The sequence below is a fragment of the Desulfopila sp. IMCC35008 genome (genome assembly GCF_010646885.2).
In the GTDB taxonomy this organism is placed as follows: Bacteria; Desulfobacterota; Desulfobulbia; order Desulfobulbales; family Desulfocapsaceae; genus Desulfopila.
This window is the reverse complement of record NZ_CP050700.1, coordinates 2,033,089-2,059,917: the sequence shown is the minus strand read 5'-3', so window position 1 is coordinate 2,059,917 and position 26,829 is coordinate 2,033,089. Positions and strand designations below refer to the sequence as shown.

The window sequence follows — 26,829 nt, the reverse complement described above, 5'->3', positions numbered from 1 at the left end:
CCTTTTTCAATAAGCACCGTTCCTCTTGACCATTGTCAATACCGTCTTGGCGATGATTTTTATATCAGTCCACAAGGAATAATTAAGTATATACCAGTCGTCGAGTCTCACGCGCTCCTCGTAATCCTCCACATCGGACCGTTTGCCAACCTGCCAGGCCCCGGTGATACCAGGCTTCATAGAGCAATACCGACCTGCACTCTCCTTGTAGAAGTCTTCAAGCTCCTTGCCTACAATTGGCCGTGCCCCGACTACACTCATTTCCCCGCGAATTACATTGATAAATTGCGGGAACTCATCAAGGCTGGTGCGACGAAGAAATCCCCCTATACGTGTTATACGCGGATCTTTCTTAAGTTTATAGGTCGTTTCCCACTCTTTGCGCAGCTCATCATCTTCTGAGAGTATCTTTTGTAATTCGTTATCCGCTCCCACCTTCATGGTCCTGAACTTAAGACACTTGAACTTCTTTCCGGTCATGGTGATCCGTTCGTGCCCGTAAAAAACAGGTCCCTTGTCACTCATCTTGATCAGCAAACCGATGAGAACAGTCAAGGGGAGTGTGGCAATAAGGATAAAAATGGAAAAGATGATATCAAAGCTTCTCTTCCACTCGGTATGCGGATTGAAGTTAAGGATGAGGAGGTCGCCAAGTGACTGCAGTTCGGAATGGTGGAGGCCGTAGAGGTAAAGATCAGGCACCAGATAAATCCGTGCTCCAAGAGATCGGCATTCTCGTAGAATGGTAAATATTTTTCTCTCCGCCCTCATAGGTAAGGCAATATAGACGTAATCAATATCATGGAGTCGCAGGTAGTCGTATACACCCTCTATCGTACCGAGCAGTGGTTTACCATTCACCTCGGTTTGGCTGTTATCGGTAATCTTATCGTCAAAATACCCCAGCACCTCTATCCCAGCCCATGGCATTGACTCGACCTGCCGGACCAGATTTGTCCCAAGGTCACCTGCCCCGACCACGACGGCCCGTCGCACATTGTTGCCTCGAGCACGGATCTTTCGCAAAATAACACGAGCGGTCACATGAAGAAAAAAGATAAAAAACGGTGTGGTAATGGACCAGATCAGGAAAACAACACGTGAATAGGCGTGGGATATCTTAAAAACAAAAAAATAGAACAGCAAGATACCAACAACCGTACCCCAGGCACGGAGGATGACAAAAAACTCCATATAGAATTTCCAGCCACGCCAAGATCGATAAAGCTGAAACGACTGAAACCCTATGAAACAAAGACCGAATATGATTAAGGTGAGTCTGGTGTAATAATCGCTCCAAGGCACGCGATACCAGGTGACCAGGATCCAGAGATACCCCACAACGAGCAGGCAATCAACCAGGTGGAGCACCCTTGCCATCAGGGAACTCTGTTCACGAAGATTTGTTGACAGCATAAATTATATCAGGATGAGGGGTCGCAATATCTACCGCCAATCCTTGTTTAATGTTAACTTCCTGATAGATAGACTTTGAATATATTTCGTTATGCGAGACATAGATCGGATTTTTTACAAGTCTATCAAAGATTAACTCTTCCACCAGTTACGATGCATACTTAGCTGCATAACCAGACTTTTTGGCAGAACCTTATGTTTCCGCCCTATTTTATAGCCAAGATACTTCATCACTACCCGGCTCATAAAATCGAACATCTCGCCATATTGACGTTTTTTACGCAACATTCCCAAGCCGGAGGAAACGTAATCGATGCCACGTTTTTCGGCTTTACCAAAATCGTCAAACAGATCAGCTTCTAAACTGTGCAACACTCCTATATCAAAGGAACGTTTAAACTCCTGCCCCATGTCATAATTATGACTGTGGTAGACCATCGCTTCAGCGACATAGGCAATGCCATAATCTCGCTGCAGTAACCGTCCAACAGTACAGGTATCCTCACCAAAAATCAAACCGTTCTTGAAGTAGTCAACCTCTGCAAGCGCTGTCTTGCGATAGGCTGCAAAAGAGTTTGAGGTAAATATAGTTTTAATACCAAGCTGTTCCCTATCCTGATAACGCCTTATGATCGATTTCGACGGATAGTTGAAGCCGCGAAGATGAGCAGCCGGGAAACCGGCATGCTTATCGGGCAGCTGCCTGCCATAACTCGTAGCAATAGTTGAATCATTAATGAGTGGTTGTATCAGCTTTTCGATCGCGTCCCGGCTGGTGGGTATGGCATCCTGGGTCAAGAAAAGAACTACTTCTCCTTTTGCCTTTTGACACAGTTGAGTTCTGGTCCCACCGTGATCAAAGTCATCCTGGGGGATGATCATGACTTCAGCACCATGCTTCTTACAAATCTCGACCGAATTATCGGTGGAGGAAGAGTCGACAACGAGTATTTCGTCTGGCTGCACAGTCTGGTAATGAAGCACAGCAAAGAGCTCCCGCAGTGTTTCCTCACCATTATATGTAGGGATAAGTATTGAAATCTTCACATCCATCATCACATTCGAAACCATCGAACAGCAATATATTTTAAAACCGCCCACACCATATAGGGTGACGGATGTTTACGGTAGAGAAGTACTTCACTTCGGGCAGCAGTCAAACGGGTTTGAAGTGACATTGTCCCTCTATCCATCTGCCATCCGCGACAATGATAAGCGTGGAGGTTGGGGGTGAACAATAATTTCCATCCCCTTTTTCGAAGACGAAGTGAAAGTTCGATGTCCTCCTTATACAGGAAGAAATCATTATCGAAGATATCAGAACCTAATCCCCTCAATGCTTCTTTTCTGCAGACCATCAAGGCACCGCAAACTGCTGGTAGTTCCTGAGATGCCAGTGAAACATTCTGTAGCGGTTCGCCCTGGTTGCGGTCGTACCAACGGCCGTACCATTTCCTGAACACGCCTGTTGAATCCACCAACCCGGTTGGAGTACCCTGTTGCGGATCGTATCCTTCCAGGATTCCGGACACAATGGCGACCTGGGGATTTCGAGTAAGTATTTCAACAGCCTGAGACAAATACTTCCTGGGGAGAATGGTGTCGGGGTTAAGAAAGACAACGAACTCACTGGTTGAACTTGCTGATTCACACCCTTTGTTGTTAGCCCTTGAAAAGCCAATATTCGATTCTTCAACAAGCTCAAAGGAAAATTTCGTTTGAAGTGAGTAGAGATAGCTTGTATCAGCAGAACCGCAGTCAACAATACTGACAGAACATAGCACATCTTCCTGAGCACCGATTGCCTTGAGGCATAACGGTAAAACCGTCTCTGAATTATGAGTGACAATAACGGCGAGGACTTCAGGACAGGTGTTCATAAAAACAATATCGTACTTTATCGGAGAAAGAGTTTTCTATAAATGTTCAGAAGATGGTTTGACTTTCCCTCTTCAGAGCGCCTGTCCATTATGGATTGCACAGCTTCACGCTCACTCTCTTTAAGCAATCTGGCAAAATCATTATCTGTAATAGTCTGGGTGATAGCCAGATCTCTTCTCTTTGGTTTCATTCTTTTGTATTGGCTAACCGCTGCATTCAACCCTTGAAAATAGGGGGCGATCATTAACTTTTTACAGACAAAAAGAAACCACATAAACTGGTAGATAGCGATTACAGGTGCAAGACGAAAGAGAAGCGAGGCCGGATAGTTTTTTACCAGAACATTCCAATTGTTTTTGGTTGAAAGCCGTATTGTCATCGGGTTTATCTTTGAGCCTGTTGAGGCACTGCCAATATGATAAACGGTTGCGGAGGCAAGATATTTACATTTTAAACCCGCTTTAACCGCTCGCATATTCAGGTCGACATCCTCGAGATAGGCAAAGAAATCCTCATCAAAAATACCAACAGTTTTAAAAAATTTGCGACTGTATAAGGCAGCTCCACCACAGGCCCCGAAAACATCGCGGTCATTGTCGTACTGACCATGACCTTTTTCCATAGTGCCGATACGATATCCTACTCCGCCTCTTAAGACAGCATCCCCGGCACCGTCAAAAACATCACGCTGGTTGAAACTCATCATTCTGAGAGCAAAGGAATCGTACGATGGGTACGCCTGAATCCCTTTAAGTAACTCTTCAATACATGTTGGTGCAACCTCGATATCATTATTGAGTAGAAAAATCCAATCAGTGCTGCTTTGACAAATACCGGCATTTACAGCCACGCTGAATCCACGGTTTTGATCGAAGCATACAAGGTTAACTTCCGGATACTCCTCTTGCAGCAACTGAACGGACCCATCGGTAGAACCGTTATCAACCACCGTAACCGAAAACTCCTGGCTGGTCTGCTTTCGAAGCGATTGCAGACATTCAGCCAGGAGTTGTTTTCCGTTCCAGTTAGGGATGATTATTTCGAATATCGGATCATGTCGGGGCATTGCCCACGCTCCCCTCGGATTTAGCGGCCTTACCGCCAATCACCCTTCTGACAAAATATACTGGTTTATTCTGGGACTCATGATAGGTCCTCGCCTGCAGCTCTGCGAGCAGCCCCATGGTTACAAACTGAAAACCGATAAATATCAGCATTATGGCCAGCAACAGCATCGGCCTGTCGCCCAGCGGCATTTTAAAGAACAATTTCTGAATACTCAGAATCATGGCAATAAGAAACCCAGCGCCACCGGATAAAAACCCCATCAGCCCAAAAACCTGAATAGGCCGGGTGGCATAACTGAGCAGAAATTTTACCGTCATCAAATCGAGAAGGACTCGAATCGTTCTTGAAATGCCGTACTTGGATGTCCCGAAACGTCGCGGCCTGTGGTTAACCTTTACTTCCGTAAAATCAATCCCCATACCACTGGCGATAGCCGGAATAAAACGGTGCATCTCACCATAGAGTTTAACGTTTTTGATCACATCACGACGAAAGGCCTTCAGGGTACAACCGTAGTCGTGCAAACTTACACCGGTCGTAACCGAAATGAGTTTATTGGCAATGATTGAAGGAAGGCGTCGACTGATAAATTTATCCTTTCTATCAAAACGCCAGCCAGTCACAACATCGTTTCCCTCATCAACCTTTTCAAGGAGTAAGGGGATATCATGGGGATCATTCTGGAGATCTGCATCCATGGTGATAATGACATCACCGGTTGCATAATCAAAACCGGCAGCCATGGCAGCAGTCTGCCCAAAATTTTTCCTGAAGGTGACTACAACTACCTTGTCATCTTTGGCCTGGATGTTTTCCATCAGCTCCAGGCTGGTATCCGTACTGCCGTCGTCAACAAAGACAATCTCGTGATCACACTCAAGGCCCACGAGAACACCTTTAAGTTCATCGTATAACAGGGGAATATTCTCCTCTTCATTGAGAAGAGGAAGTACCACGGAAACTAGCACGGTAAGCGCTCCAGGTTATATTGATAGTAGTAAAATGCAATTTAGTTGAGTCCCGCATCTCTCTAATCGATCTGATACATGTGATGAAAGCGAGACAAACCTGTTATCTTTAATACCAATCAGTCAAGGACGCAAAGTATTTTTTTACTCCCTCACATTCATCAGCGATCAATTTCCTAAATCATTTGTCACGATATCAAAAAACTCACGGAATCATCTATTAGGAGCAAAATGTGAGCTCCAAAAAAGATTCCCGAAACACAAACCTTACCAAATCTTTACCCAATGTGGCACTCACCTTGCTCTACATTGTAGTAGTGACAACTGTATAAATGTGCAGTGTTTTGTATAGCTTCATAAAAATAGTTCTTTTTCAGTACGTTAATGACCAGAAGCATGTAAACCACTACCCCGGAGTCACAACGTTACCGAACCTCGACTTACAGTATCGTAATCGGATTACAGTATTACAGTCCAAAAAATGAGTATAACCCTCGTCCAACTTGAAGAAATGGTGATTCTATGAAAAACGTGAAACTCCTCATAACAACCTCCATCCTTCTTCTGACGATCGGAATCACCGGCGTGATTTTCAAACAGGAAACACCGCCAAACTCCCCCACTCCACCTGTCACCGATGCCATCTCGCAGCATAACGAGAAGGACTCAGGAGAAACACCATCACCTGGACCAGTTACTGCACGTATTGATACGAAGGAAAAGAATAAAAGCTCAAAGATAATCCTCCACACCAATTACCAGGGTACAGGGAAGAGTGTTGTCGATTTGACCAAAACAGAATCAACTACATCCACTGCAATACAATCGTTTGTTGACCCTAAAACTCTTGTTTCCAACCCAAACGGCATCCTTCTTCAACGCGGAGGGTTTGACACCTCTCTCGGAAGGGTTGATATCCCAGCAAGTCTTTTATTCGATTCTTCAATTGCAGCATCTGGTGTTCCTGTACGCTACCTCGTACAGTTTTCAGGACCTGTCCAACAACAATGGAAAAACAGTGTAGAGACATCAGGGGGTAGGTTAGGGAATTACATCCCAAACAACGCTTTTGTGGTAACAATGACTGAGGGTACAAAAGATATTATTGCCCAACTCCCATTTATCAAATGGATTGATTACTATCATCCCGCCTATAAAATAGCGAAAGCACTGTTCACCTCTGAATCGCAAGTCCTCTCAAAAGCGCACTTCGACCTGCCGCCCCGTCAAACGCTCAAGGTGGATAGTCTCCTGGCTTTCAGTGACCCGGACGTTCTATCCGACGAACCTGAACCCATCGAAACCGATCAGGAAATGATTGCCTCATTGCCTGAAAAGGTTCTTCTGACTGTTCAGACATTTGAAAACAACAAGTTGCCGGCTCTCTATGCGCTTATCGAATCGACTGATGTTGCTGTTGTACTGAACTCAAGTGACACCAGGAAAAGCCGCGTTCTTATAGAGGTTGACTCTGACGGATTGCAGTATATTACAGAATACCTAGCACAATCCCAGGATGTTGAGTGGATCGAGCCTTTCGTCCCGCCCACATTGAATAACGATACCATGCACTGGGTTGTGCAAAGCAATATCGTTAACTCCAATCCGTTGTGGGAGAGAGGTCTTACCGGAGCCGGTCAAATAGTTGGTGTTGGCGACACCGGGCTTGATGTCGACATGGCATTTTTCTGGGATGAAAGCCAAGGTATCCCTGCTGCAACGGTCAACCAAAACCAGCGAAAAGTACTCTCCTATCACGATCTCGCCGGCAACGGAGACTGGGACGCTCATGATCACGGGACCCATGTTGCAGGGACCATTGCAGGAAAATCACTCGGACCCAATAATTCGTATAACGGTGTAGCCTACGATGCCAAACTCGTTATCCAGGATATTGGTTACGGTGGTTCACTGACCGGAATCCCCTATGATCTCAACACGTACTTCCAGCAGGCGTATAACGACGGTGCACGAATCCATTCTAACTCCTGGGGTTCCTCTGTATCTGGCGCCTACACCTCCTTTTCCCAGGATGCGGATGAGTTTATGTGGAACCACAAGGATTTTCTGGTTGTATTCTCAGCCGGAAATTCCGGTTCTGCTGCAGATACGATTGGCTCTCCGGGTACTGCAAAAAATGTTCTCACTTCCGGAGCTAGTGAAAACGCCCACAGCGGCTACAACCAGGAAGATGTAGCCTATTTTTCCAGCAACGGCCCGACCGATGACGGCCGGATTAAGCCAACCGTCACGGCGCCAGGGCACTACATTTCATCCGCCAACAGCGACGGCGACATCACAACCTTCAATTACGATATCCGCACCATGAGCGGTACCAGTATGTCTGCGCCAACCCACGCAGGGAGTGCAGCATTGGTACGCCAATACTTTACTGATGGATACTATCCTTCAGGGACTGCGACCACAACAGACGCCAAAACACCAAGCGCCGCCCTTGTCAAGGCAACTCTCGTTAATAGCGCGGTCAATATGACAGGGGAGTATACGGATGCCCCCATTCCGAGTACAGGACAAGGTTGGGGACGAATACTCCTTGACAATACCCTCCTGTTTTCCGGTGACAGTCATACCCTTTTCGTTGATGATAATACAACCGGACTCAACACTGGCGAGGAGTACACATACACCTTTTATGCAAGCGGGAGCGAACCGGTAAAAGTGACCCTGGCCTGGACCGACTATTTCCCGTCACTCAGCTCGGCTCTTCAACTGGTGAATGACCTCGACTTGACCGTAACAGGTCCCTCTGGAACATTTTTAGGGAATGTTTTCTCCAACGGCTCTTCAGTGACGGCAGGTACCAATGACAGGGTAAATGTGGTTGAAAATGTACTTATCACGAATCCCGCTGAGGGAGTCTACACCGTTACAGTAAAAGCCTACAACATCCCAACAGGACCACAGCCTTACGGTCTGGTAGCGACAGGACTCCAGTCCGGATCCAGCATTGGCACAGTGTCATTTGATCAGCAGTTTTACCAGCCCTCTTCAACCGCGACCGTGACAGTAACGGATCTTGATCTCGACACCACCTCCGGACTGGATCAGGCAACTATACATATCAGCTCTACTAATGACATAGGCCAGGATATCGTACTCACTGAGACCGGTGCCAATTCCGGCAGTTTCACAGGAAGTTTTGTCATATCATCAATTGTTCAGGTAGCTGAAGGCGAGACACTGACAGTAACCTATTTTGACTCTGACAACGGTAATGGTGTAGCAGTAAATGTTACGGATACTGCTCAAATCGATACCTCTGTTCCTGTAATAAACGAAATCCTCGTAACAGGCATCAGCCATAAGAGTGCAGCGATCAGTTGGAATACAAGTGAACAAAGCACCTCTACACTATTTTACCGTGTAAAAAATGAAACGGACTGGGTTGAGAAGCTATCCACATCTCAGCTTACCCATTCCATCCAATTAGACAATCTTGAGGCCGCCACAAGCTATGAATTCTGGATTAGGGCAACTGATCAGGCAGGAAATAGCACAGAGGACAATAATGGCGGTGAATACCATACATTTTTTACAGACATTGTTTCAACTGTCTGGCTGGATACCGCTGAAACAGGCACCACAAAATTTGCGCTAACCGGTGGTTCCAACGACGCTGGTGAAAACGGCCTCTGGCATATAAGCAGCTACTATGGCTGGAAATCCAGTCCTTCAGCTTGGTACTATGGTCTCGAATCAACCCATACCTACGATACCGGCTTCCGCAACTGGGGTCATATTACAACTGTTGAGCCCATCGATCTGCAGGGGCTTGAAAAAGCAGAACTCCGCTTCAACCATTACCTGAAAACAGAAAAGCTGTCTTACTACGACACTGCAAAAGTGCAGGTATCAGAAGACAACGTCAACTTTACCACTGTTTATCAATCTGTTTATTCAGCGACATTTTGGGAAAAAGTCAAAATCGATCTCAGCTCGTATATTGACAAATCAGTTTACGTACGCTTCTATTTTGACACTCAAGATGCTCTTTATAATAATTACTTGGGCTGGATTGTTGATAATATTGAAGTTGTGACATTTATCCCTGATGATGGCATAGCTCCCGTCTCCCCTACAGGTCTTTCAATCCTCGATCCAGGTGATAACACCCTGGACCTCTCATGGGCAGCGAACACTGAAAATGATCTTGCAGGCTACAACCTTTATCGGAACAGTAACAAACTCAACACCAGCCTCCTCACGGATAATTCCTACTCCGATTCCGATACTGTTCTGGGCGGAGATTACAGTTACCAGATTACCGCTGTCGATAAATCCGGCAAGGAAAGCACACGCAGTGACACTGCCACGGCTACAGCTGGTAAACCTGCACCACCCAGTGGCATTACAGCTTCAAGTGGTAATGGCGAAGTGCTCCTCTCCTGGAACACTAACTCGGAAACCGACCTTAAAGGATACAAGATATACCAGATCGACAATGCTGCTTCTCAGGAAGATGTCGCTCTGATCAGCAGTGGTGCGACTGCCTCAGCTGATGTCAATTCAGCGATGCTCATCGATGGCATAACAACAAACAATAAAAATTATGCGTATGGATTTTTCCCAACAAACATGGTCGTCGATCTTGGGAAAGTATACTCTTTAGGAGCCATCGGTATTCATTTATGGGACGGTGATGGGAGGTTTTATCGATATACCGTTGCAATTTCCACTGATGGCATAAACTATCAACAGGTTATCGATAGAAGTAGTGGACAACACTCAGGATATATTGAAGACACTATCGACGATGTACAGGGACGATATATCAAGATTAATGGACTATACAACTCTGCTAATGCTGGATTTTATGTCAAAGAAATTAAAGCATTCCCGGTCAGTCCTTTAAAACTCATCGATTCACTGATTACAAACACCACATATAACGTTACAGGGCTCAATAATGGCGATGAATATCAATTCGTCCTCCGTGCATTCGACTCATTTGGAAATACGAGTCATAAATCCGGTATCGTTGTCGGTATCCCTGATGATGGCATAGCTCCCGTCTCCCCTACAGGTCTTTCAATCCTCGATCCAGGTGATAACACCCTGGACCTCTCATGGGCAGCGAACACTGAAAATGATCTTGCAGGCTACAACCTTTATCGGAACAGTAACAAACTCAACACCAGCCTCCTCACGGATAATTCCTACTCCGATTCCGATACTGTTCTGGGCGGAGATTACAGTTACCAGATTACCGCTGTCGATAAATCCGGCAAGGAAAGCACACGCAGTGACACTGCCACGGCTACAGCTGGTAAACCTGCACCACCCAGTGGCATTACAGCTTCAAGTGGTAATGGCGAAGTGCTCCTCTCCTGGAACACTAACTCGGAAACCGACCTTAAAGGATACAAGATATACCAGATCGACAATGCTGCTTCTCAGGAAGATGTCGCTCTGATCAGCAGTGGTGCGACTGCCTCAGCTGATGTCAATTCAGCGATGCTCATCGATGGCATAACAACAAACAATAAAAATTATGCGTATGGATTTTTCCCAACAAACATGGTCGTCGATCTTGGGAAAGTATACTCTTTAGGAGCCATCGGTATTCATTTATGGGACGGTGATGGGAGGTTTTATCGATATACCGTTGCAATTTCCACTGATGGCATAAACTATCAACAGGTTATCGATAGAAGTAGTGGACAACACTCAGGATATATTGAAGACACTATCGACGATGTACAGGGACGATATATCAAGATTAATGGACTATACAACTCTGCTAATGCTGGATTTTATGTCAAAGAAATTAAAGCATTCCCGGTCAGTCCTTTAAAACTCATCGATTCACTGATTACAAACACCACATATAACGTTACAGGGCTCAATAATGGCGATGAATATCAATTCGTCCTCCGTGCATTCGACTCATTTGGAAATACGAGTCATAAATCCGGTATCGTTGTCGGTATCCCTGATGATGGCATAGCTCCCGTCTCCCCTACAGGTCTTTCAATCCTCGATCCAGGTGATAACACCCTGGACCTCTCATGGGCAGCGAACACTGAAAATGATCTTGCAGGCTACAACCTTTATCGGAACAGTAACAAACTCAACACCAGCCTCCTCACGGATAATTCCTACTCCGATTCCGATACTGTTCTGGGCGGAGATTACAGTTACCAGATTACCGCTGTCGATAAATCCGGCAAGGAAAGCACACGCAGTGACACTGCCACGGCTACAGCTGGTAAACCTGCACCACCCAGTGGCATTACAGCTTCAAGTGGTAATGGCGAAGTGCTCCTCTCCTGGAACACTAACTCGGAAACCGACCTTAAAGGATACAAGATATACCAGATCGACAATGCTGCTTCTCAGGAAGATGTCGCTCTGATCAGCAGTGGTGCGACTGCCTCAGCTGATGTCAATTCAGCGATGCTCATCGATGGCATAACAACAAACAATAAAAATTATGCGTATGGATTTTTCCCAACAAACATGGTCGTCGATCTTGGGAAAGTATACTCTTTAGGAGCCATCGGTATTCATTTATGGGACGGTGATGGGAGGTTTTATCGATATACCGTTGCAATTTCCACTGATGGCATAAACTATCAACAGGTTATCGATAGAAGTAGTGGACAACACTCAGGATATATTGAAGACACTATCGACGATGTACAGGGACGATATATCAAGATTAATGGACTATACAACTCTGCTAATGCTGGATTTTATGTCAAAGAAATTAAAGCATTCCCGGTCAGTCCTTTAAAACTCATCGATTCACTGATTACAAACACCACATATAACGTTACAGGGCTCAATAATGGCGATGAATATCAATTCGTCCTCCGTGCATTCGACTCATTTGGAAATACGAGTCATAAATCCGGTATCGTTGTCGGTATCCCTGATGATGGCATAGCTCCCGTCTCCCCTACAGGTCTTTCAATCCTCGATCCAGGTGATAACACCCTGGACCTCTCATGGGCAGCGAACACTGAAAATGATCTTGCAGGCTACAACCTTTATCGGAACAGTAACAAACTCAACACCAGCCTCCTCACGGATAATTCCTACTCCGATTCCGATACTGTTCTGGGCGGAGATTACAGTTACCAGATTACCGCTGTCGATAAATCCGGCAAGGAAAGCACACGCAGTGACACTGCCACGGCTACAGCTGGTAAACCTGCACCACCCAGTGGCATTACAGCTTCAAGTGGTAATGGCGAAGTGCTCCTCTCCTGGAACACTAACTCGGAAACCGACCTTAAAGGATACAAGATATACCAGATCGACAATGCTGCTTCTCAGGAAGATGTCGCTCTGATCAGCAGTGGTGCGACTGCCTCAGCTGATGTCAATTCAGCGATGCTCATCGATGGCATAACAACAAACAATAAAAATTATGCGTATGGATTTTTCCCAACAAACATGGTCGTCGATCTTGGGAAAGTATACTCTTTAGGAGCCATCGGTATTCATTTATGGGACGGTGATGGGAGGTTTTATCGATATACCGTTGCAATTTCCACTGATGGCATAAACTATCAACAGGTTATCGATAGAAGTAGTGGACAACACTCAGGATATATTGAAGACACTATCGACGATGTACAGGGACGATATATCAAGATTAATGGACTATACAACTCTGCTAATGCTGGATTTTATGTCAAAGAAATTAAAGCATTCCCGGTCAGTCCTTTAAAACTCATCGATTCACTGATTACAAACACCACATATAACGTTACAGGGCTCAATAATGGCGATGAATATCAATTCGTCCTCCGTGCATTCGACTCATTTGGAAATACGAGTCATAAATCCGGTATCGTTGTCGGTATCCCTGATGATGGCATAGCTCCCGTCTCCCCTACAGGTCTTTCAATCCTCGATCCAGGTGATAACACCCTGGACCTCTCATGGGCAGCGAACACTGAAAATGATCTTGCAGGCTACAACCTTTATCGGAACAGTAACAAACTCAACACCAGCCTCCTCACGGATAATTCCTACTCCGATTCCGATACTGTTCTGGGCGGAGATTACAGTTACCAGATTACCGCTGTCGATAAATCCGGCAAGGAAAGCACACGCAGTGACACTGCCACGGCTACAGCTGGTAAACCTGCACCACCCAGTGGCATTACAGCTTCAAGTGGTAATGGCGAAGTGCTCCTCTCCTGGAACACTAACTCGGAAACCGACCTTAAAGGATACAAGATATACCAGATCGACAATGCTGCTTCTCAGGAAGATGTCGCTCTGATCAGCAGTGGTGCGACTGCCTCAGCTGATGTCAATTCAGCGATGCTCATCGATGGCATAACAACAAACAATAAAAATTATGCGTATGGATTTTTCCCAACAAACATGGTCGTCGATCTTGGGAAAGTATACTCTTTAGGAGCCATCGGTATTCATTTATGGGACGGTGATGGGAGGTTTTATCGATATACCGTTGCAATTTCCACTGATGGCATAAACTATCAACAGGTTATCGATAGAAGTAGTGGACAACACTCAGGATATATTGAAGACACTATCGACGATGTACAGGGACGATATATCAAGATTAATGGACTATACAACTCTGCTAATGCTGGATTTTATGTCAAAGAAATTAAAGCTTTCTCAATCAATTCAGTAAAACTCAACGATTCACTTATCTCAAATCCTACATATAACGTATCAGGGCTCAATAACGGACAGGAGTATCAATTCGCGGTACGGGCCGTTGATTCTTTTAGCAATATGAGTCAGGAATCCGATATTGTTGTCGGGGTGCCTGATGACGGCATTGCTCCTGCGATTCCGACAAGTCTCTCTATTTCTGATCCAGGCGACAATACACTCAGCCTTACATGGTCTCCGAATAGTGAAACCGATCTCGCTGGCTACAACGTCTACAGAAACAGCACTCTTCTCAACACTACGCTTCCTACTGACACATCTTATGCGGACAGCGATACGGTCATAGGCGGTGACTACAGTTACCAGATCACAGCTGTTGATAAATCAGGCAAGGAAAGTGCGCTCAGTGACACCGTCACGGCAACTGCGGGTAAACCTGCCCCTCCTAATGGTATTCAAGTTTCTAGCGGCAATAGCGAAGTCCTCCTCTCATGGAACACCAACGTGGAAACCGATCTCAAAGGTTACAATATTTACCAGGTCGAAAACAATGGCATTCAAGAAGATATTGCCACAATGACCTCCGGAGCGAATGCCACAGCAGATTTCTATTCTGCGACTCTTATCGACGGCATAACAACGAACAACAATAGTTTTGCCTATGGATATGTCCCTACAAACATGGTTGTCGATCTTGGAAAAATCTACACTTTAGGGTCTATCGGAATTCATCTCTGGGACGGCGATGGAAGATTTTATCGCTATACCGTGGCTGTTTCCACGGACGGTATAGATTACGAGCAGGTAGTCGACCGAAGCAGTGGACAGCATAAAGGATATATCGAAGATACGGTGGCGGGTGTACAAGGCCGATTCATCAAGGTTACTGGGCTGTATAACTCTGCAAATACCAGATTCCATCTCAAAGAAATTACAGCTTTCTCAATCAATTCAGTAAAACTCAACGATTCACTTATCACAAATTCCACATATAACGTATCAGGGCTCAATAACGGACAGGAGTATCAATTCGTGGTACGGGCCGTTGATTCTTTTAGCAATATGAGTCAGGAATCCGATATTGTTGTCGGAATCCCCGATGACGGATCAGAAAAAATAAAATCTACTGCAGGAATAGATACACAACAATCCATTGAAAAACCCTTATCTTTGTCAAGCGACACAGATGAAACAAAAACAGACAATACCATCTCGAACGATGAAACTGGCTCACTAGACCCATTATTTAATCATATAACCTTGACATTACCAGAAAACGCCTCACAAAATCGTTTGGAACTTCCTGCTGAAATAGACAGGTTTTTGTTCACTTCAGAAGCAGGAATATCGGGATTTGGAACACATTACAAAGATCAACCAGCTGGACTATATTACGTTTGGGTTGATCTTACAAAAGATACCCCGATTCAAAGTTGGGGAGAAGGAACAGTATTGGAAATTACCCATAGTGAAGACCAGCTTTTCAGTGTACTGATTGAATACAATGAGGGACTATTTGGATGGCATGCTGGTATTGCTTCGACAGAGTTACTTGTTGGGCAACGTATTGAAAAAGGAACAATGATTGGCTTCGGTCAAACAGTTGAGTCAGGAACGCACGAGACTTCCGCGTTCGGGCTAATAGACCTTAATAGAACAGACGGACGAATATCAGAAATCGGGGGGGTTTACGTATCCCCGTTCGATTACTTAACTGATTCTGCTAAACAGATCTTAGTAGAAACCTATAAACTTCAGGTTCTTGATAAATATAATCCAGAAGATCCTTCTACAATAACTTGGGGATTTACACCATACCAACCCTACTTGACAAACCGGCTCATGCTCCATGAAGGTAATGATGACAAACTGACAGGCGTTTGGACATTGACAGATACATCTACCTCACCAGTCAAACCTCTCAACTCAACCCTGACCTTTATAGAATCTGAGACACCAATTTATAAGGAGAATGTGGTTTTTGGTTTTGAGACAGATAAAACGAACTCCACCGAAAAGACTCTTGATGGCACATTTGAGGTCAATTATCAAACAAATACTATGTCTATAAAGGATAATGACGGTACAGGCTACTCATGCTCTTTCAACATTGATGAAAGTTTATCGAAAATAATATTACTTATTAGCTGCAGTCAGCAAACAATAGCACCAGAATCAGCGACCGTCTTTCAATACGAGTTGATGGAATAACTATTACGCCGGCAAATCAATTCTGAAAACTACTTATTAACCATCTTCCTCAGCAACCTTGAAAGACTCTGAGGCAAGAAGCTTCTTCAAGGGCTGCGACACAGAAGTCGCTTTACATCGTGTTCGATAGCCGCCAGGAAAGTACTGATCGGCTATACCAGTCCATGACGGAAACGAGATACAAGTGCCCTCGTTTCATGGCAAGTACTATAGGTGTTATCAGCGCACCATACATGATTAGGCCTGTCGATCTTCAGCCCTCTCAAGATATCCCCCAGTGTCAGGGAAGTTGCCGTATGAACTGAAACCCATTATAAAAGGGGGCAGGAGGTTCATGCATGAAGTATTCAACAGAACGAAAAGAGGCGGTGTTGAGGAAGATGATGCCACCGCACAACAAATCGATCAGCCAACTGGCCAAAGAGGAAGGCATCAGCGAGCCGACCTTATACAACTGGCGCAATGAAGCCCGCCGCAAAGGCATCCTCTTGCCAGATGGAGACAGTAGCCCTGAAGGCTGGACAGCCAGGGATAAGTTCGCGGCGGTGCTGGAGAGCGCCTCCTTGAACGAAGAGGAAACCGCTGAGTACTGCAGACGAAAAGGCATTTATCCCGAGCAACTCACAGTGTGGCGCGAGGCCTGCGAGGCCGCCAATGACTGGGACAAGCAAGCCAGTATTAAGCTGAAATCGGAGCAGAAAACCAACCGCAAGCGCATCAAGGATCTGGAAAAGGAACTTCATCGCAAAGAAAAGGCTCTTGCTGAAGCAGCGGCGTTACTGGTGTTGCAAAAAAAGGTTCAGGCGATCTGGGAGGACCCCGAGGACGAATGATCAGCACCCCTGATCGCCGTAGAATAGTTGCGCTGATAAATACTGCTCGCCAAAATGGTGCCCGCCTGGCGCCTGCCTGCAAGGTGGCGCACATTGACCCGCGCACCTACCAGCGCTGGATCAAGAATGGCAGAGTGCAGTCTGACAAGCGCCCACTGATTGCGCGGGCGGAACCGGCAAACAAATTGACACCGGAAGAACGGCAAAGCGTTCTGGATACCTGCCATAAGCCGGCATACGCCAGTATGGCACCAGGACAGATAGGTTCCCCGACTCGCTGATGAGGGGTTCTATCTTGCCTCAGAATCAAGATTTTACCGCATTCTTCACGAGGCAGACGAACAGCATCATCGCGGTCGGAATGCAAAGCCACGGCGCCATTATCCGCCACAAGGCTATTGTGCGACAGGCCCCAACCAGGTTTGGAGCTGGGATATCACCTGGCTATCGTCTCCGATCCGAGGAATGTTTTACTATCTGTACATGATCGTAGACATATTCAGTCGCAAAATAGTTGGCTGGGAAGTTCATCCAGTTGAGAGTGCAGAATTTGGAGCAAAGCTCCTGCACAAGGCGATCCTTGCCGAGGGTTGCCTGTTGGAGCCGCCAGTGCTGCATGCGGACAACGGTGGCCCGCAAAAAGGTTTTACCATGAAGGCCAAACTGGAGGCCCTCGGCGTCACGCCGTCCTACAGTCGGCCGCGGGTTAGCAATGACAATCCATTTTCGGAGTCGTTGTTTCGGACTTGTAAATATCGCCCTGAATATCCGACTCATGGCTTTGACAGCATTGATACAGCCAGGAAATGGGTCAGAAAGTTCGTATGCTGGTACAACGAAGAGCATCTCCACAGTGCGATTCGCTTTGTGACCCCGGGTCAGCGGCATCGTGGTGAAGATGCAAACATCCTGGCAAACCGCCATAAGGTGTATCGGCAGGCACAGCAAAAGCAGCCCAATCGGTGGAGCGGCAAAAGTCGCAACTGGCAACCGGTCCAGGAGGTGTGGCTCAACTGCCCACACGAGGCTGAAACTAACGTGGATCAAATTCTGAAGACCGCGTGATTATGCGATCGTTGTCAAAGAACAGATGAAAATCAAGATGATTTTCTGTGAAAAATCATCGTATGACGACTCTGCAGCCGGAAGCATTGGTGGTGTCAAGGGCGCGAAGCAGAGCGGAGCGTTTATCTTGACCCTTGACAGTACCAATGCTGGAGGCTACTTCCCACACGAATCAGGCGAAAGCGTCACCGGGTTAGAGTTTTTTGATAGAGAAAATGGGGATGGCTGAGACCTCAGATTTTGTTTGATTAGATACCAAACAAATTGTCTCATGCCATGTCTCTTTGCTGCAACACTTTCTTTAGGTACGCGTTTCGGGGATGAACCAAATTTATTATACGTTATCCTGGGTGCTAAAACACCTTTTCACCCTTGCAGGCATTTTCTGTAGCATCCTCATATGATCAAACTCGGCCATATGCTCATTATGAGCTGTACATCATTTAGATGCTTCCTTTTTTTATTAATTCATTCAAACAGCAGTGGGTGTAAACAGTAATCGCTGGAAAAAGATGATATATTATTTCATTCTGTTAATTGTTCTTTTTTGTAACACATCTTACATATGAGAAACGTTTTGAATTAAATATTTCTTCAAAATGAACTTCTTGCCCATAGTGTTCTTTCATAAATGTTTTAAATATAAACATTCGGTCATACTCATTTTCGTAATAGCTACGGCCTTTTAAATAAACAGAATCGTTGTCACACAGTGATTTTTCGTAATCAACCAAACCATATTTTTTAAAAGAATCCTGAATTTGTGGAATTAAGCCATTTGTGCCAACATTAATAAACTTGAACTCAGATAATATTTGTCGATCATTAAAAGGCCTAACCAATAAAGTCGCATAATTAAGCCCACCAAAATTTACATAGACAGCCTCTTTATCCAAAGCATCCAACTCACCCAATGCTTCTAATCTATAATAACCATCAAACCTGTTTTGAACGTAATCCGAGAAAGTAATACATGCAAAAAACAATACGAAAAATGCAATATTTAAATATTTTTTGCAATTATTATATTCACATTCAGGTTCCTTTTTTCTCTCATTTGAAAAATATATCACAAACCAAAATGTGACTAAAAAAAGAATATACCACACCCTTATTGGTAGCACCTTAATCCAAATCGACAAAAGAAAAAATTCCACAACAACTATTCCAATTGTAATGGCATTATATTTTGTTATAAAACCTTGCCCATAAACAAATATAAAAAAAACAATGGAGAAAATGTAAAGAATATATTTATCATAGCTTTGAGATAATAAAAAAACAGTACTATAGATTGATTCTTTAAGATTATATTTCTTTGTAACTTTATCACTTATAACTGCTAAATTTTCATTAAAACTGGAAATGTTATATATTTCTGGATTGACCATCATCCATGTCCTAATCATCAAATAATCATTAACTGACCAACCGTTTCTATTTTCCAATTCATGCTTCAAATCGCCTTTCAAATGGTCATCTAATGTGAACGCTCCATCATGTATAAGTGCTCTCATTGCATTAAGCTTTATAAGATCATATTTTTTTTGATTTTCGATATTAAAATTGTAATAGTTTTTTTCAGCAAAAAGCAATGAACATGCCAACAACAAAAATGTAATTACATACTGAATAAATGTGTGTATTATGTGTTTGTTAATTTTATGATTAATTACTATTTGCAAGAGCAACAAAACAATCCCTGTCACCATTATTAAATATAACATTTTACTTCTTATCAACAATGACAACGCAACAACAAAACAATAACTCATATACATCAAATATTTTACCAGTTTACTCCTTGCCTCAGCTATCAATGCCTCACTAATGATAACAACAGCAGCTAGTGCTAAAGAACCAGATACGAATGTAAACTGAGGAGAATATAGTATCTTAGAAAAGAAGCATACGATAAATATATATACTACAATAAACTTATTCAGTGAATTGACATATGAAGAAACACATAATAAAAAAATCAACAAGGACAGCAAACTACTAAAAGAAAACATTAGATCATACCAATATATATCTGGAAAAATAAGATACAAATTATGTAAAAGTAATCCATATATTGGTGAAGTAAACATTAAAAAATCAGAGGGAGTGAATTGCATATTTGCATAATTTCCCTCAGCCAAGAATCTCATATTAAGACCATCGTTAGTTAAATAATATGGCGTAAATATAATATAACCAACAGCAACTACAGATATCATTGTTATGATCACAAATATTAATCTTTTCGATGTTGTCATAGCTCAAATATGTATAAATTTTAATCTAATTACCCCTCTTCCATAGCAAACTTCAAAAGACGCTGCGGCAAGGGTTTAGTAACTGCTGCATGACCATTAAGAGAACTGAGGACGAGCAAGGTCAATTCATTATCCTCAACGTCAGTTAGTAGATGGTCATTAAAGCACCTTCATCATCAATGTTATCATATTTCAGGATGGTTCGGCCCACTACGAGGAGTTGCTGATACCGTTTTCATCTATGGTTCCCAGAAAACACAAGGTATCTTTGACAATCAAAAAACACATTGGTTCGGAAGATGATTAAGTGTGAATTTAATCATTTAGCGGTCGCTTTCGGAATAAAGTGCCGTCCTTACGATATTAAAAGAGGGCCGATCAACACTCAGATAAACGTCATAATATTTTAATTGGAATGTTGAAAATGATAGAGCCTATAATTATTAACAAAGTTCCTTTCACTTTGCTGTATGTCATTCTTTCTTTTAAGAAGATAGCAGACAACATTGGAACAAGGACGTAGATAAATGGCAGAATAAAAGCTAAATCTCTCAGGGGTACATGTCGTAACCCACGAATATTCATTACAACAGCTAGTATCATCAGAATATAACCTGAGATTATATATGGATGACAGTATTTTTTTAATCCAGTAACAGTAGGATCTACACTTACACCAATTTTTAAAAGAAGATGGGCAAATGCAGTAAGGACTAATGAGAAATAAATGATGAGATATTCTACTAACATTTCTTTTTTATATGCGTATTATATCATTACGTCTATCCGTTTTCATGATCGGTGGCAATGACTAGAGCTCCGTAAATTATTATGGCTGCACCTATAAGGTGACCAACGTCAATTGGTTCTCCAAAAAAAAAGTTCCCACTAAATAGAATGAATATAAAGATGAGAGCAGTGAAAGGGTATGCGACAGCTAGGGAGACTGACCTCAAAACTTTGACCCAGATAATTGCTTGGAGCAAAAATAACATGCAGCTCAGGTAAAATATGGGTTTGAAAAGAATATCACTATAGCTGGTTGAGCTTGTAGCAACCAATTTAAACAGTACTTGATTGGAAGCTCTCGTAACCAAATACAGTGCAATTAAGCCCAATGCACCCGGATTAATTGCACTAAATCTATTAATTTTGACCATCGCCGCCAATAAAAGTAGATTCTTTTACAGCCCAAGTTCTTTGCTTCTCAACAGCTGCCAGAAGCCTAGCGATGTACTCCCCCAAGAGACCCAAACAAAAAATAATAGATCCTGTTGATACTAGAGTAACGACTATAAGAGATGTCCATCCGGGCACGGCCTGATTAGACATCACCTTTTTAAGAACGAGAAATCCCCCAAGACCAATACTTATTAAAAAGAGACAGAAACCGAAATAGCTCATGAGGCGGAGCATCAGTGAAGAGTTGTTAAACAACATGTTCGAAAACAGAGAGAACGATTTTCTCAAATTGTAATTACTCTTACCGTACTTCCTCACTTCATGAGGAACGTCAATATTTACGATATCTGAAGTAACCGAAAGCAACATTGCTATCGGAAAAGGTCTAGAGGTCTGGATTTTAAGAATCTCTGACACAACTCTTCGCTTTATCAATCTAAAAGGCGAGGTTGCCAGTTCCTTAGGCTTTCCAAGCAAAAAGATATCAAAGTAGCTTTTTATATTACTTGACATCTTTTTCACTGTGCTACATCTCTTTTCAGTAAACTTACCAATTACAACGTCATGATCACGTTTGCTTAGCAGTCGGGGAATATCCTCAGGCCGGTGTTGCAAATCATCATCCATTGTTACAATCCATTTACCCCTCGAATGAGCCATACCTGCAATAATGGCTGCCGGTTGCCCAAAATTCTTGCTCAACTGCAGGGCATGCACAAACGAATGCTCTCTACTCAATTTAACAAGAGTACTCCAAGTACCTGCATTTATTGAACAGTCATCCACAAAAACAATTTCGAAGCTTTCTCGGCAAACAGTTCTGAAAACTTGATCTAAACGATTACAGAGCTCAATTAACGAGTCTTTTGAGTTGAATACGGGAATGACGACACTTATGCTCGGGTTACTGTTGTTCACTTGCGATAAAGTCATAAATTCTATTTGGCGTCAAAGTCTCATCATTATCAATATCATCTAAGTCTGTTTCCAACTCATCTTCAAGAAACAGCAATAGATTCATCATGTCGAGAGAATCAACGCCATATGAATGAAACGTATCATCTCCCTTTATCTTATCATCGGGTTTCTCATCCTGAATTTCACTCAACCCCTTATCCACTATTGCGTAAAACTCTTCTTTACTAATCATCACCCCTCACTCATATTCTTTATTAAGATACTAGTTGCCCAAGACAATCCTACTCCAAAGCCAGATAGCAGTATATGTTTGTGCTGATCCAGTATTTGATCTGCAAGCATCATTGGGATTGTTGAAGATACAGTATTACCTGTTTTTTGCGAGATAAAGGGCACCTTATCTGCGGGAAATTTGAGTTTCTTCGTCATGTTATCAACAATATACCTTGACGCCTGATGAAGTAAAACAAGATCGATGTCTTCTTTAGATAACCCATTCGCCTCAAGGCATGCTGCTATCTGCTTGGGCACAACTTTCATCGTAAACTTAAATACATCCTGTCCACTCATACCAAGTTGACCGGTTTCTCCATCAACAGCGATCGCTCGATGTTTAGTGCCATCTGTGGCAAATAAAGTCTTTCCAGCTTTATAAACGGGATCGTCTGAAATGTAAGTACAGGTAGCCCCATCTCCAAAGATCAGGTCAGTTACATAATCTTTTGGATCAATAACTTTTGAATAGGGATCAGCTGTAAACAATAAACCTTTGTGCATTCCATTTGCAGCCATGAAACTTGTAACCACATTCAGGCTGTAAACATAGCCAGAGCACCCAAGTGATATGTCAAAAACTGCCATATTGGTATGAGCAGCTATTTTTTCATGAATTATTGCAGAGGTATGGGGTAGACCATAATTGTCAGGGTTCTGTGTGCATAAAACAAGGCACTCAATGTCTGCTAAATCCACGCAGACCCTTTTCTGAAGATCTTCCCAAGCTTTAACACACATGTCTGATGTAGTCTCTAGATTGTCAATTCGGGGAAGAGACACGAAGCCAACCTTCTCTCGAATAAAATCCTCCGATCGGTCAAACTCCTTTGCCCTTGCAACATTATCTATCCTGTTTTCAGGCAGGTAAATTCCAATACTTTTTATACCAAGCATATTCTTACTCATCGATGAAATATATTTTTCCTATTTGAACTTCTTTACAGAAAATCTCTCCCTCAAGAAACTTCTTTCCAAAGCGACGTTTGAATAATACAGTCACACTCTCATCAGGAATGTATTTTAGTGTGACTCTCATAAAAAGATATTTCTTCATCGTTTCCTTGTATACTTCATTTTGCAACAGTAATTTAAATCCTGATACAATTCCCTCAATTGCAGTACAACCAATTGAACCAAATGGTATCGATATCGATGCTGCTTCAATCATAGACGCATCTAGGATGGACTGTTCCTTATCCACTACCCTACGAGAGACAGGATTTGTGGTTTCTAGAATGTAGAATGTAGTTTTTGCCAGCTTAAAGTAACCGACAACTTGTACTTCACCCACAGGCTTTATTGAAGTCAACTCCCATTCATTTTTTAACTGTGTTGAGAGAGAAAAATCGATATTTTTCTGATCTCCATAGGCAAGTCCAAAAATAATTGAGTTAAAAATCTCGGTACTATGTACATAATTTCTAGCACCCTTGTAACAATAGTATGAGTTATCAACATTCATCTGTTTTTCCTCAGATATTTTCGCAAATTACACCTATGGTCGACAGCAAAGTTACCTGAAACATCGGAATCCGCTAATACATCTTTAACAACTATTGAACCAATTCGAACTTGGGCTCCATCACCAATCTTACACATATTAGAAACAATCGCACCAGCGCCTATCCAACAGTTTTCACCCACAATCACGCGACCACAAACCACTGCACCAACTGAAAGTGTACTGTCTCGACCGATCGTCACATCATGACCTACATTTGATCTGTGTCCTAAATGGACCGCCCTATTCACCGTTGTAAACTCACTATGATTGACAGAACGGGCAACAGTTACAGATGCATGGATTTTACAGTCTTGCCCGATTTTAACTCCTCCAAAATGCTTAATATGTGTATTTTTGCCTTGAATCTTTTTACCAAACAGCCCATCAACACCAATTACACAATTTGGACCAATCTCTACACCACCCTCAATAATGGTGTTCTCCCCTATATATGTCCCGTACCCAATACTTACATTATCTCCGATTGACACACTGTTGGAAATAACGGCAGTGTCTGCAATATTACAATTAGCCCCAACCCTAGATTTGACAAAAGAATCGGCCCGCCCCTTAAATCTGTGCACTCCGGCATTGTGTAAAGTATAAAAGAACTCAGCAGCATTAGCAGTTATGATAAACGATTTGTCACTCGCGATGTCAGTGATTAAACTGGGCAATGTCACTATGCAATAAACATTCTCATTTTGTAACGCCTGCACGAGATACTGCTTGTTCGCAGCTAGACATAGTGATTTTGGTGTTCTAGTCCATGTGAAAGAAGTGCTCTCTATATCTTGGAGTTTCTCAGCGTTTAGTGTTTCAGTCCCCACATACTGCTTTCCCAGGAGATCTACAAGTTCAACTATATTGGTTTCCATAAAAGCCTAAATACCATCTACATCTAGTAACGTTTAATAAATTGGTGGATTTACTGTTTCTGCAATGATTGTTTGAGAGTATCGATAACTCGATCTTGTTCATCATTTGACAAGTCAACCCATAGGGGTAATCTGAGTAATCGAGCTGATACAGAGTCAGTTTTCTCCATTCCTCCGGCCACCCTGCCATATTTCAAGCCAGCAGGAGATGAGTGTAAAGGTACGTAATGAAAAACTGAAACAATGCCATTGTTTTTAAACTCAGTTAGTATTCTGTCACGGTCAAGACTACCATCCAAAACAACGTAAAACATATGGGCATTATGATCACAACCTTCAGGAATGATTGGCAAGCGGATTTGTCCATTATCCTCTAGATCTTTTAAATTTGAATAGTATCGCTCCCATATCCTAATTCTTTTTTGTGTTATAGTGTTGAGTTCTTCGAATTGTGCCCATAAAAAGGCCGCAATCAACTCACCTGGCAGAAAGGAAGACCCCACCTCTTGCCAGGTATATTTGTCTACCTCTCCTCTAAAGAACCTGCTTCTGTCTGTTCCTTTTTCTCTTATAATTTCTGCCCTAAGGCAAAGCTCTTCATCATTAATGAGCAGTGCACCACCTTCTCCGGATATTACATTTTTGGTCTCATGAAAACTTAACGCACCAAGATCTCCAATACTACCAAGAGATTGACCTTTATAACTGGCCTGTATTCCCTGGGCTGCGTCCTCAACAACCTTTAGCTTCTCTAGGGAAGCTAAAGACATTATAGAATCCATCTCACAAGAGACCCCTGCGTAATGTACTGGTACGATAACCTTTGTATTTTTAGTAATCGCTCTCTCTATTAGTTTTTCATCTATATTTAAGGTGTCTTCTCTTACATCTACAAAAACAGGTGTAGCCCCCCTCAAAACAAAAGCATTGGCTGTAGAAACGAAAGTGTAGGATGGCATAATCACTTCATCTCCAGGCTGTACATCAAATAACATTGCACTCATTTCCAATGCAGCTGTACACGAATGTGTAAGCAGTGACTTTTTGCAACCAGATAAACTCTCAAGAAAATTATGGCAAAGAGAAGTATAAGGTCCATCACCAGCTAATTTCCCATTGAAGTGTGCTTCTGCTATATAGTAGAGCTCCTTTCCACACATGTAAGGTTTATTGAAAGGCGTTTTATAACTCATATTATTTCTTATAATTAAAGAATATTGGTATTATAGATAATGCTAATCCACTAAAGGAATAAATGAAATCAGAAAGATAAAAACAACCTGTCTGAGCTTGCTTAGAGATATCCTATAGTCTTTATAGGTTGGGGAATACATGCCTTTTCTCAAGCGTTTTATTTACGTTGTAGATCGGGATCGGCATCTCCCTCTCCATGGCGGCAATCCTTTAGGACCTGCCAGCACCGTTCACTTTGAAGTCGTTTACTTTTTTATCCTGTGTAAAGCAAAAGTCAAAAAGGTAAACACGGCAAGCGGGACCGCACATTACTTATAAATAGATAATCTTTTGCACCACTTAAAAAAGCAGTTGGCATGTCGCACACACCATCTGAAATGTTACAGATAGTACCACCTTTGGATCCCATGAATGCTTTGAAATCTTGGACAGTATTCACTTCTTTTCCAGAGGTTACGTTGAAAACAGGTTCAGATGTTTTATCCAAAAAAAAATAAAGATCTTTATAAATTTGTGTCAACGTTTACTTGCTGTCGCATCAAACACTAT

The 26,829-nt window shown here is 42.9% G+C and carries 15 protein-coding genes and 2 pseudogenes; 3 read left to right on the top strand and 14 right to left on the bottom strand.

The annotated features are described in order from the left end of the window. Positions 1–6: 6 nt before the first annotated feature. The 5 genes from GA520_RS09110 to GA520_RS09090 form a co-directional block, all read right to left on the bottom strand. Positions 7–1,416: a sugar transferase gene (locus tag GA520_RS09110; protein ID WP_163336902.1), complete on the bottom strand. Its 1,410-nt coding sequence runs from the start codon at positions 1,414–1,416 to the stop codon at positions 7–9. 132 nt (positions 1,417–1,548) lie between these two features. After that, the gene (locus GA520_RS09105; RefSeq protein ID WP_163336903.1) at positions 1,549–2,463 is read right to left on the bottom strand and encodes a glycosyltransferase family 2 protein; all 915 of its coding nucleotides are present in this window, start codon (positions 2,461–2,463) and stop codon (positions 1,549–1,551) included. Positions 2,464–2,471: 8 nt separating this feature from the next. After that, positions 2,472–3,296: a glycosyltransferase family 2 protein gene (locus GA520_RS09100; RefSeq protein WP_163336904.1), complete on the bottom strand. Its 825-nt coding sequence runs from the start codon at positions 3,294–3,296 to the stop codon at positions 2,472–2,474. 17 nt (positions 3,297–3,313) lie between these two features. Continuing rightward, complete coding sequence (locus GA520_RS09095; RefSeq protein ID WP_163336905.1) at positions 3,314–4,363, bottom strand: glycosyltransferase family 2 protein; 1,050 nt, start codon at positions 4,361–4,363, stop codon at positions 3,314–3,316. Then, positions 4,350–5,333, bottom strand: coding sequence for a glycosyltransferase family 2 protein (locus GA520_RS09090; RefSeq protein ID WP_163336906.1), 984 nt, complete (start codon positions 5,331–5,333; stop codon positions 4,350–4,352). The genes GA520_RS09095 and GA520_RS09090 overlap by 14 nt, the downstream gene beginning before the upstream one ends. 522 nt (positions 5,334–5,855) lie before the next feature. Here GA520_RS09090 and GA520_RS09085 point away from each other — a divergent pair. Then, positions 5,856–16,169 (top strand): discoidin domain-containing protein, encoded by a 10,314-nt coding sequence (locus GA520_RS09085; RefSeq protein ID WP_304511313.1) that lies wholly within the window; start codon positions 5,856–5,858, stop codon positions 16,167–16,169. Between the two features lie 115 nt (positions 16,170–16,284). On the opposite strand, the pseudogene GA520_RS09080 reads toward GA520_RS09085, so the two are convergent. After that, a pseudogene (locus GA520_RS09080) lies at positions 16,285–16,438 on the bottom strand (DDE-type integrase/transposase/recombinase); the annotation flags it as partial. Between the two features lie 69 nt (positions 16,439–16,507). Between GA520_RS09080 and GA520_RS09075 the strand changes: the two are divergent. Both GA520_RS09075 and GA520_RS09070 read left to right on the top strand, forming a co-directional pair. Beyond that, positions 16,508–18,067: pseudogene (locus GA520_RS09075) on the top strand (IS3 family transposase). Positions 18,068–18,104: 37 nt separating this feature from the next. After that, positions 18,105–18,296 (top strand): hypothetical protein, encoded by a 192-nt coding sequence (locus GA520_RS09070; protein ID WP_163340988.1) that lies wholly within the window; start codon positions 18,105–18,107, stop codon positions 18,294–18,296. Between the two features lie 304 nt (positions 18,297–18,600). On the opposite strand, the gene GA520_RS09065 is transcribed toward GA520_RS09070, so the two are convergent. The 8 genes from GA520_RS09065 to GA520_RS09030 form a co-directional block, all read right to left on the bottom strand. Beyond that, positions 18,601–20,289 carry a hypothetical protein gene (locus GA520_RS09065; RefSeq protein ID WP_163340990.1) on the bottom strand — a complete coding sequence of 563 codons (1,689 nt, stop codon included), beginning with the start codon at positions 20,287–20,289 and terminating at the stop codon, positions 18,601–18,603. A gap of 1,185 nt (positions 20,290–21,474) precedes the next feature. Then, entirely contained in the window at positions 21,475–22,443 is a 969-nt protein-coding gene (locus GA520_RS09060; RefSeq protein ID WP_163340991.1) for a glycosyltransferase family 2 protein, read from the bottom strand. Then, on the bottom strand, positions 22,415–22,660 hold the full coding sequence (locus tag GA520_RS09055) for a phosphopantetheine-binding protein (RefSeq protein ID WP_163340993.1): 246 nt from the start codon (positions 22,658–22,660) through the stop codon (positions 22,415–22,417). The genes GA520_RS09060 and GA520_RS09055 overlap by 29 nt, the downstream gene beginning before the upstream one ends. After that, positions 22,660–23,610: a ketoacyl-ACP synthase III gene (locus tag GA520_RS09050; RefSeq protein WP_205749423.1), complete on the bottom strand. Its 951-nt coding sequence runs from the start codon at positions 23,608–23,610 to the stop codon at positions 22,660–22,662. The genes GA520_RS09055 and GA520_RS09050 overlap by 1 nt, the downstream gene beginning before the upstream one ends. Then, on the bottom strand, positions 23,603–24,166 hold the full coding sequence (locus GA520_RS09045; protein WP_163340995.1) for a hypothetical protein: 564 nt from the start codon (positions 24,164–24,166) through the stop codon (positions 23,603–23,605). The genes GA520_RS09050 and GA520_RS09045 overlap by 8 nt, the downstream gene beginning before the upstream one ends. After that, on the bottom strand, positions 24,163–25,086 hold the full coding sequence (locus GA520_RS09040) for a DapH/DapD/GlmU-related protein (protein ID WP_163340997.1): 924 nt from the start codon (positions 25,084–25,086) through the stop codon (positions 24,163–24,165). Before GA520_RS09040 ends, GA520_RS09045 begins: the two co-directional genes overlap by 4 nt. 50 nt (positions 25,087–25,136) lie before the next feature. Then, complete coding sequence (gene rffA, locus GA520_RS09035) at positions 25,137–26,279, bottom strand: dTDP-4-amino-4,6-dideoxygalactose transaminase (RefSeq protein WP_163340999.1); 1,143 nt, start codon at positions 26,277–26,279, stop codon at positions 25,137–25,139. A gap of 275 nt (positions 26,280–26,554) precedes the next feature. Beyond that, on the bottom strand, positions 26,555–26,800 hold the full coding sequence (locus GA520_RS09030; protein WP_163341001.1) for a hypothetical protein: 246 nt from the start codon (positions 26,798–26,800) through the stop codon (positions 26,555–26,557). Between the last annotated feature and the right edge of the window lie 29 nt (positions 26,801–26,829).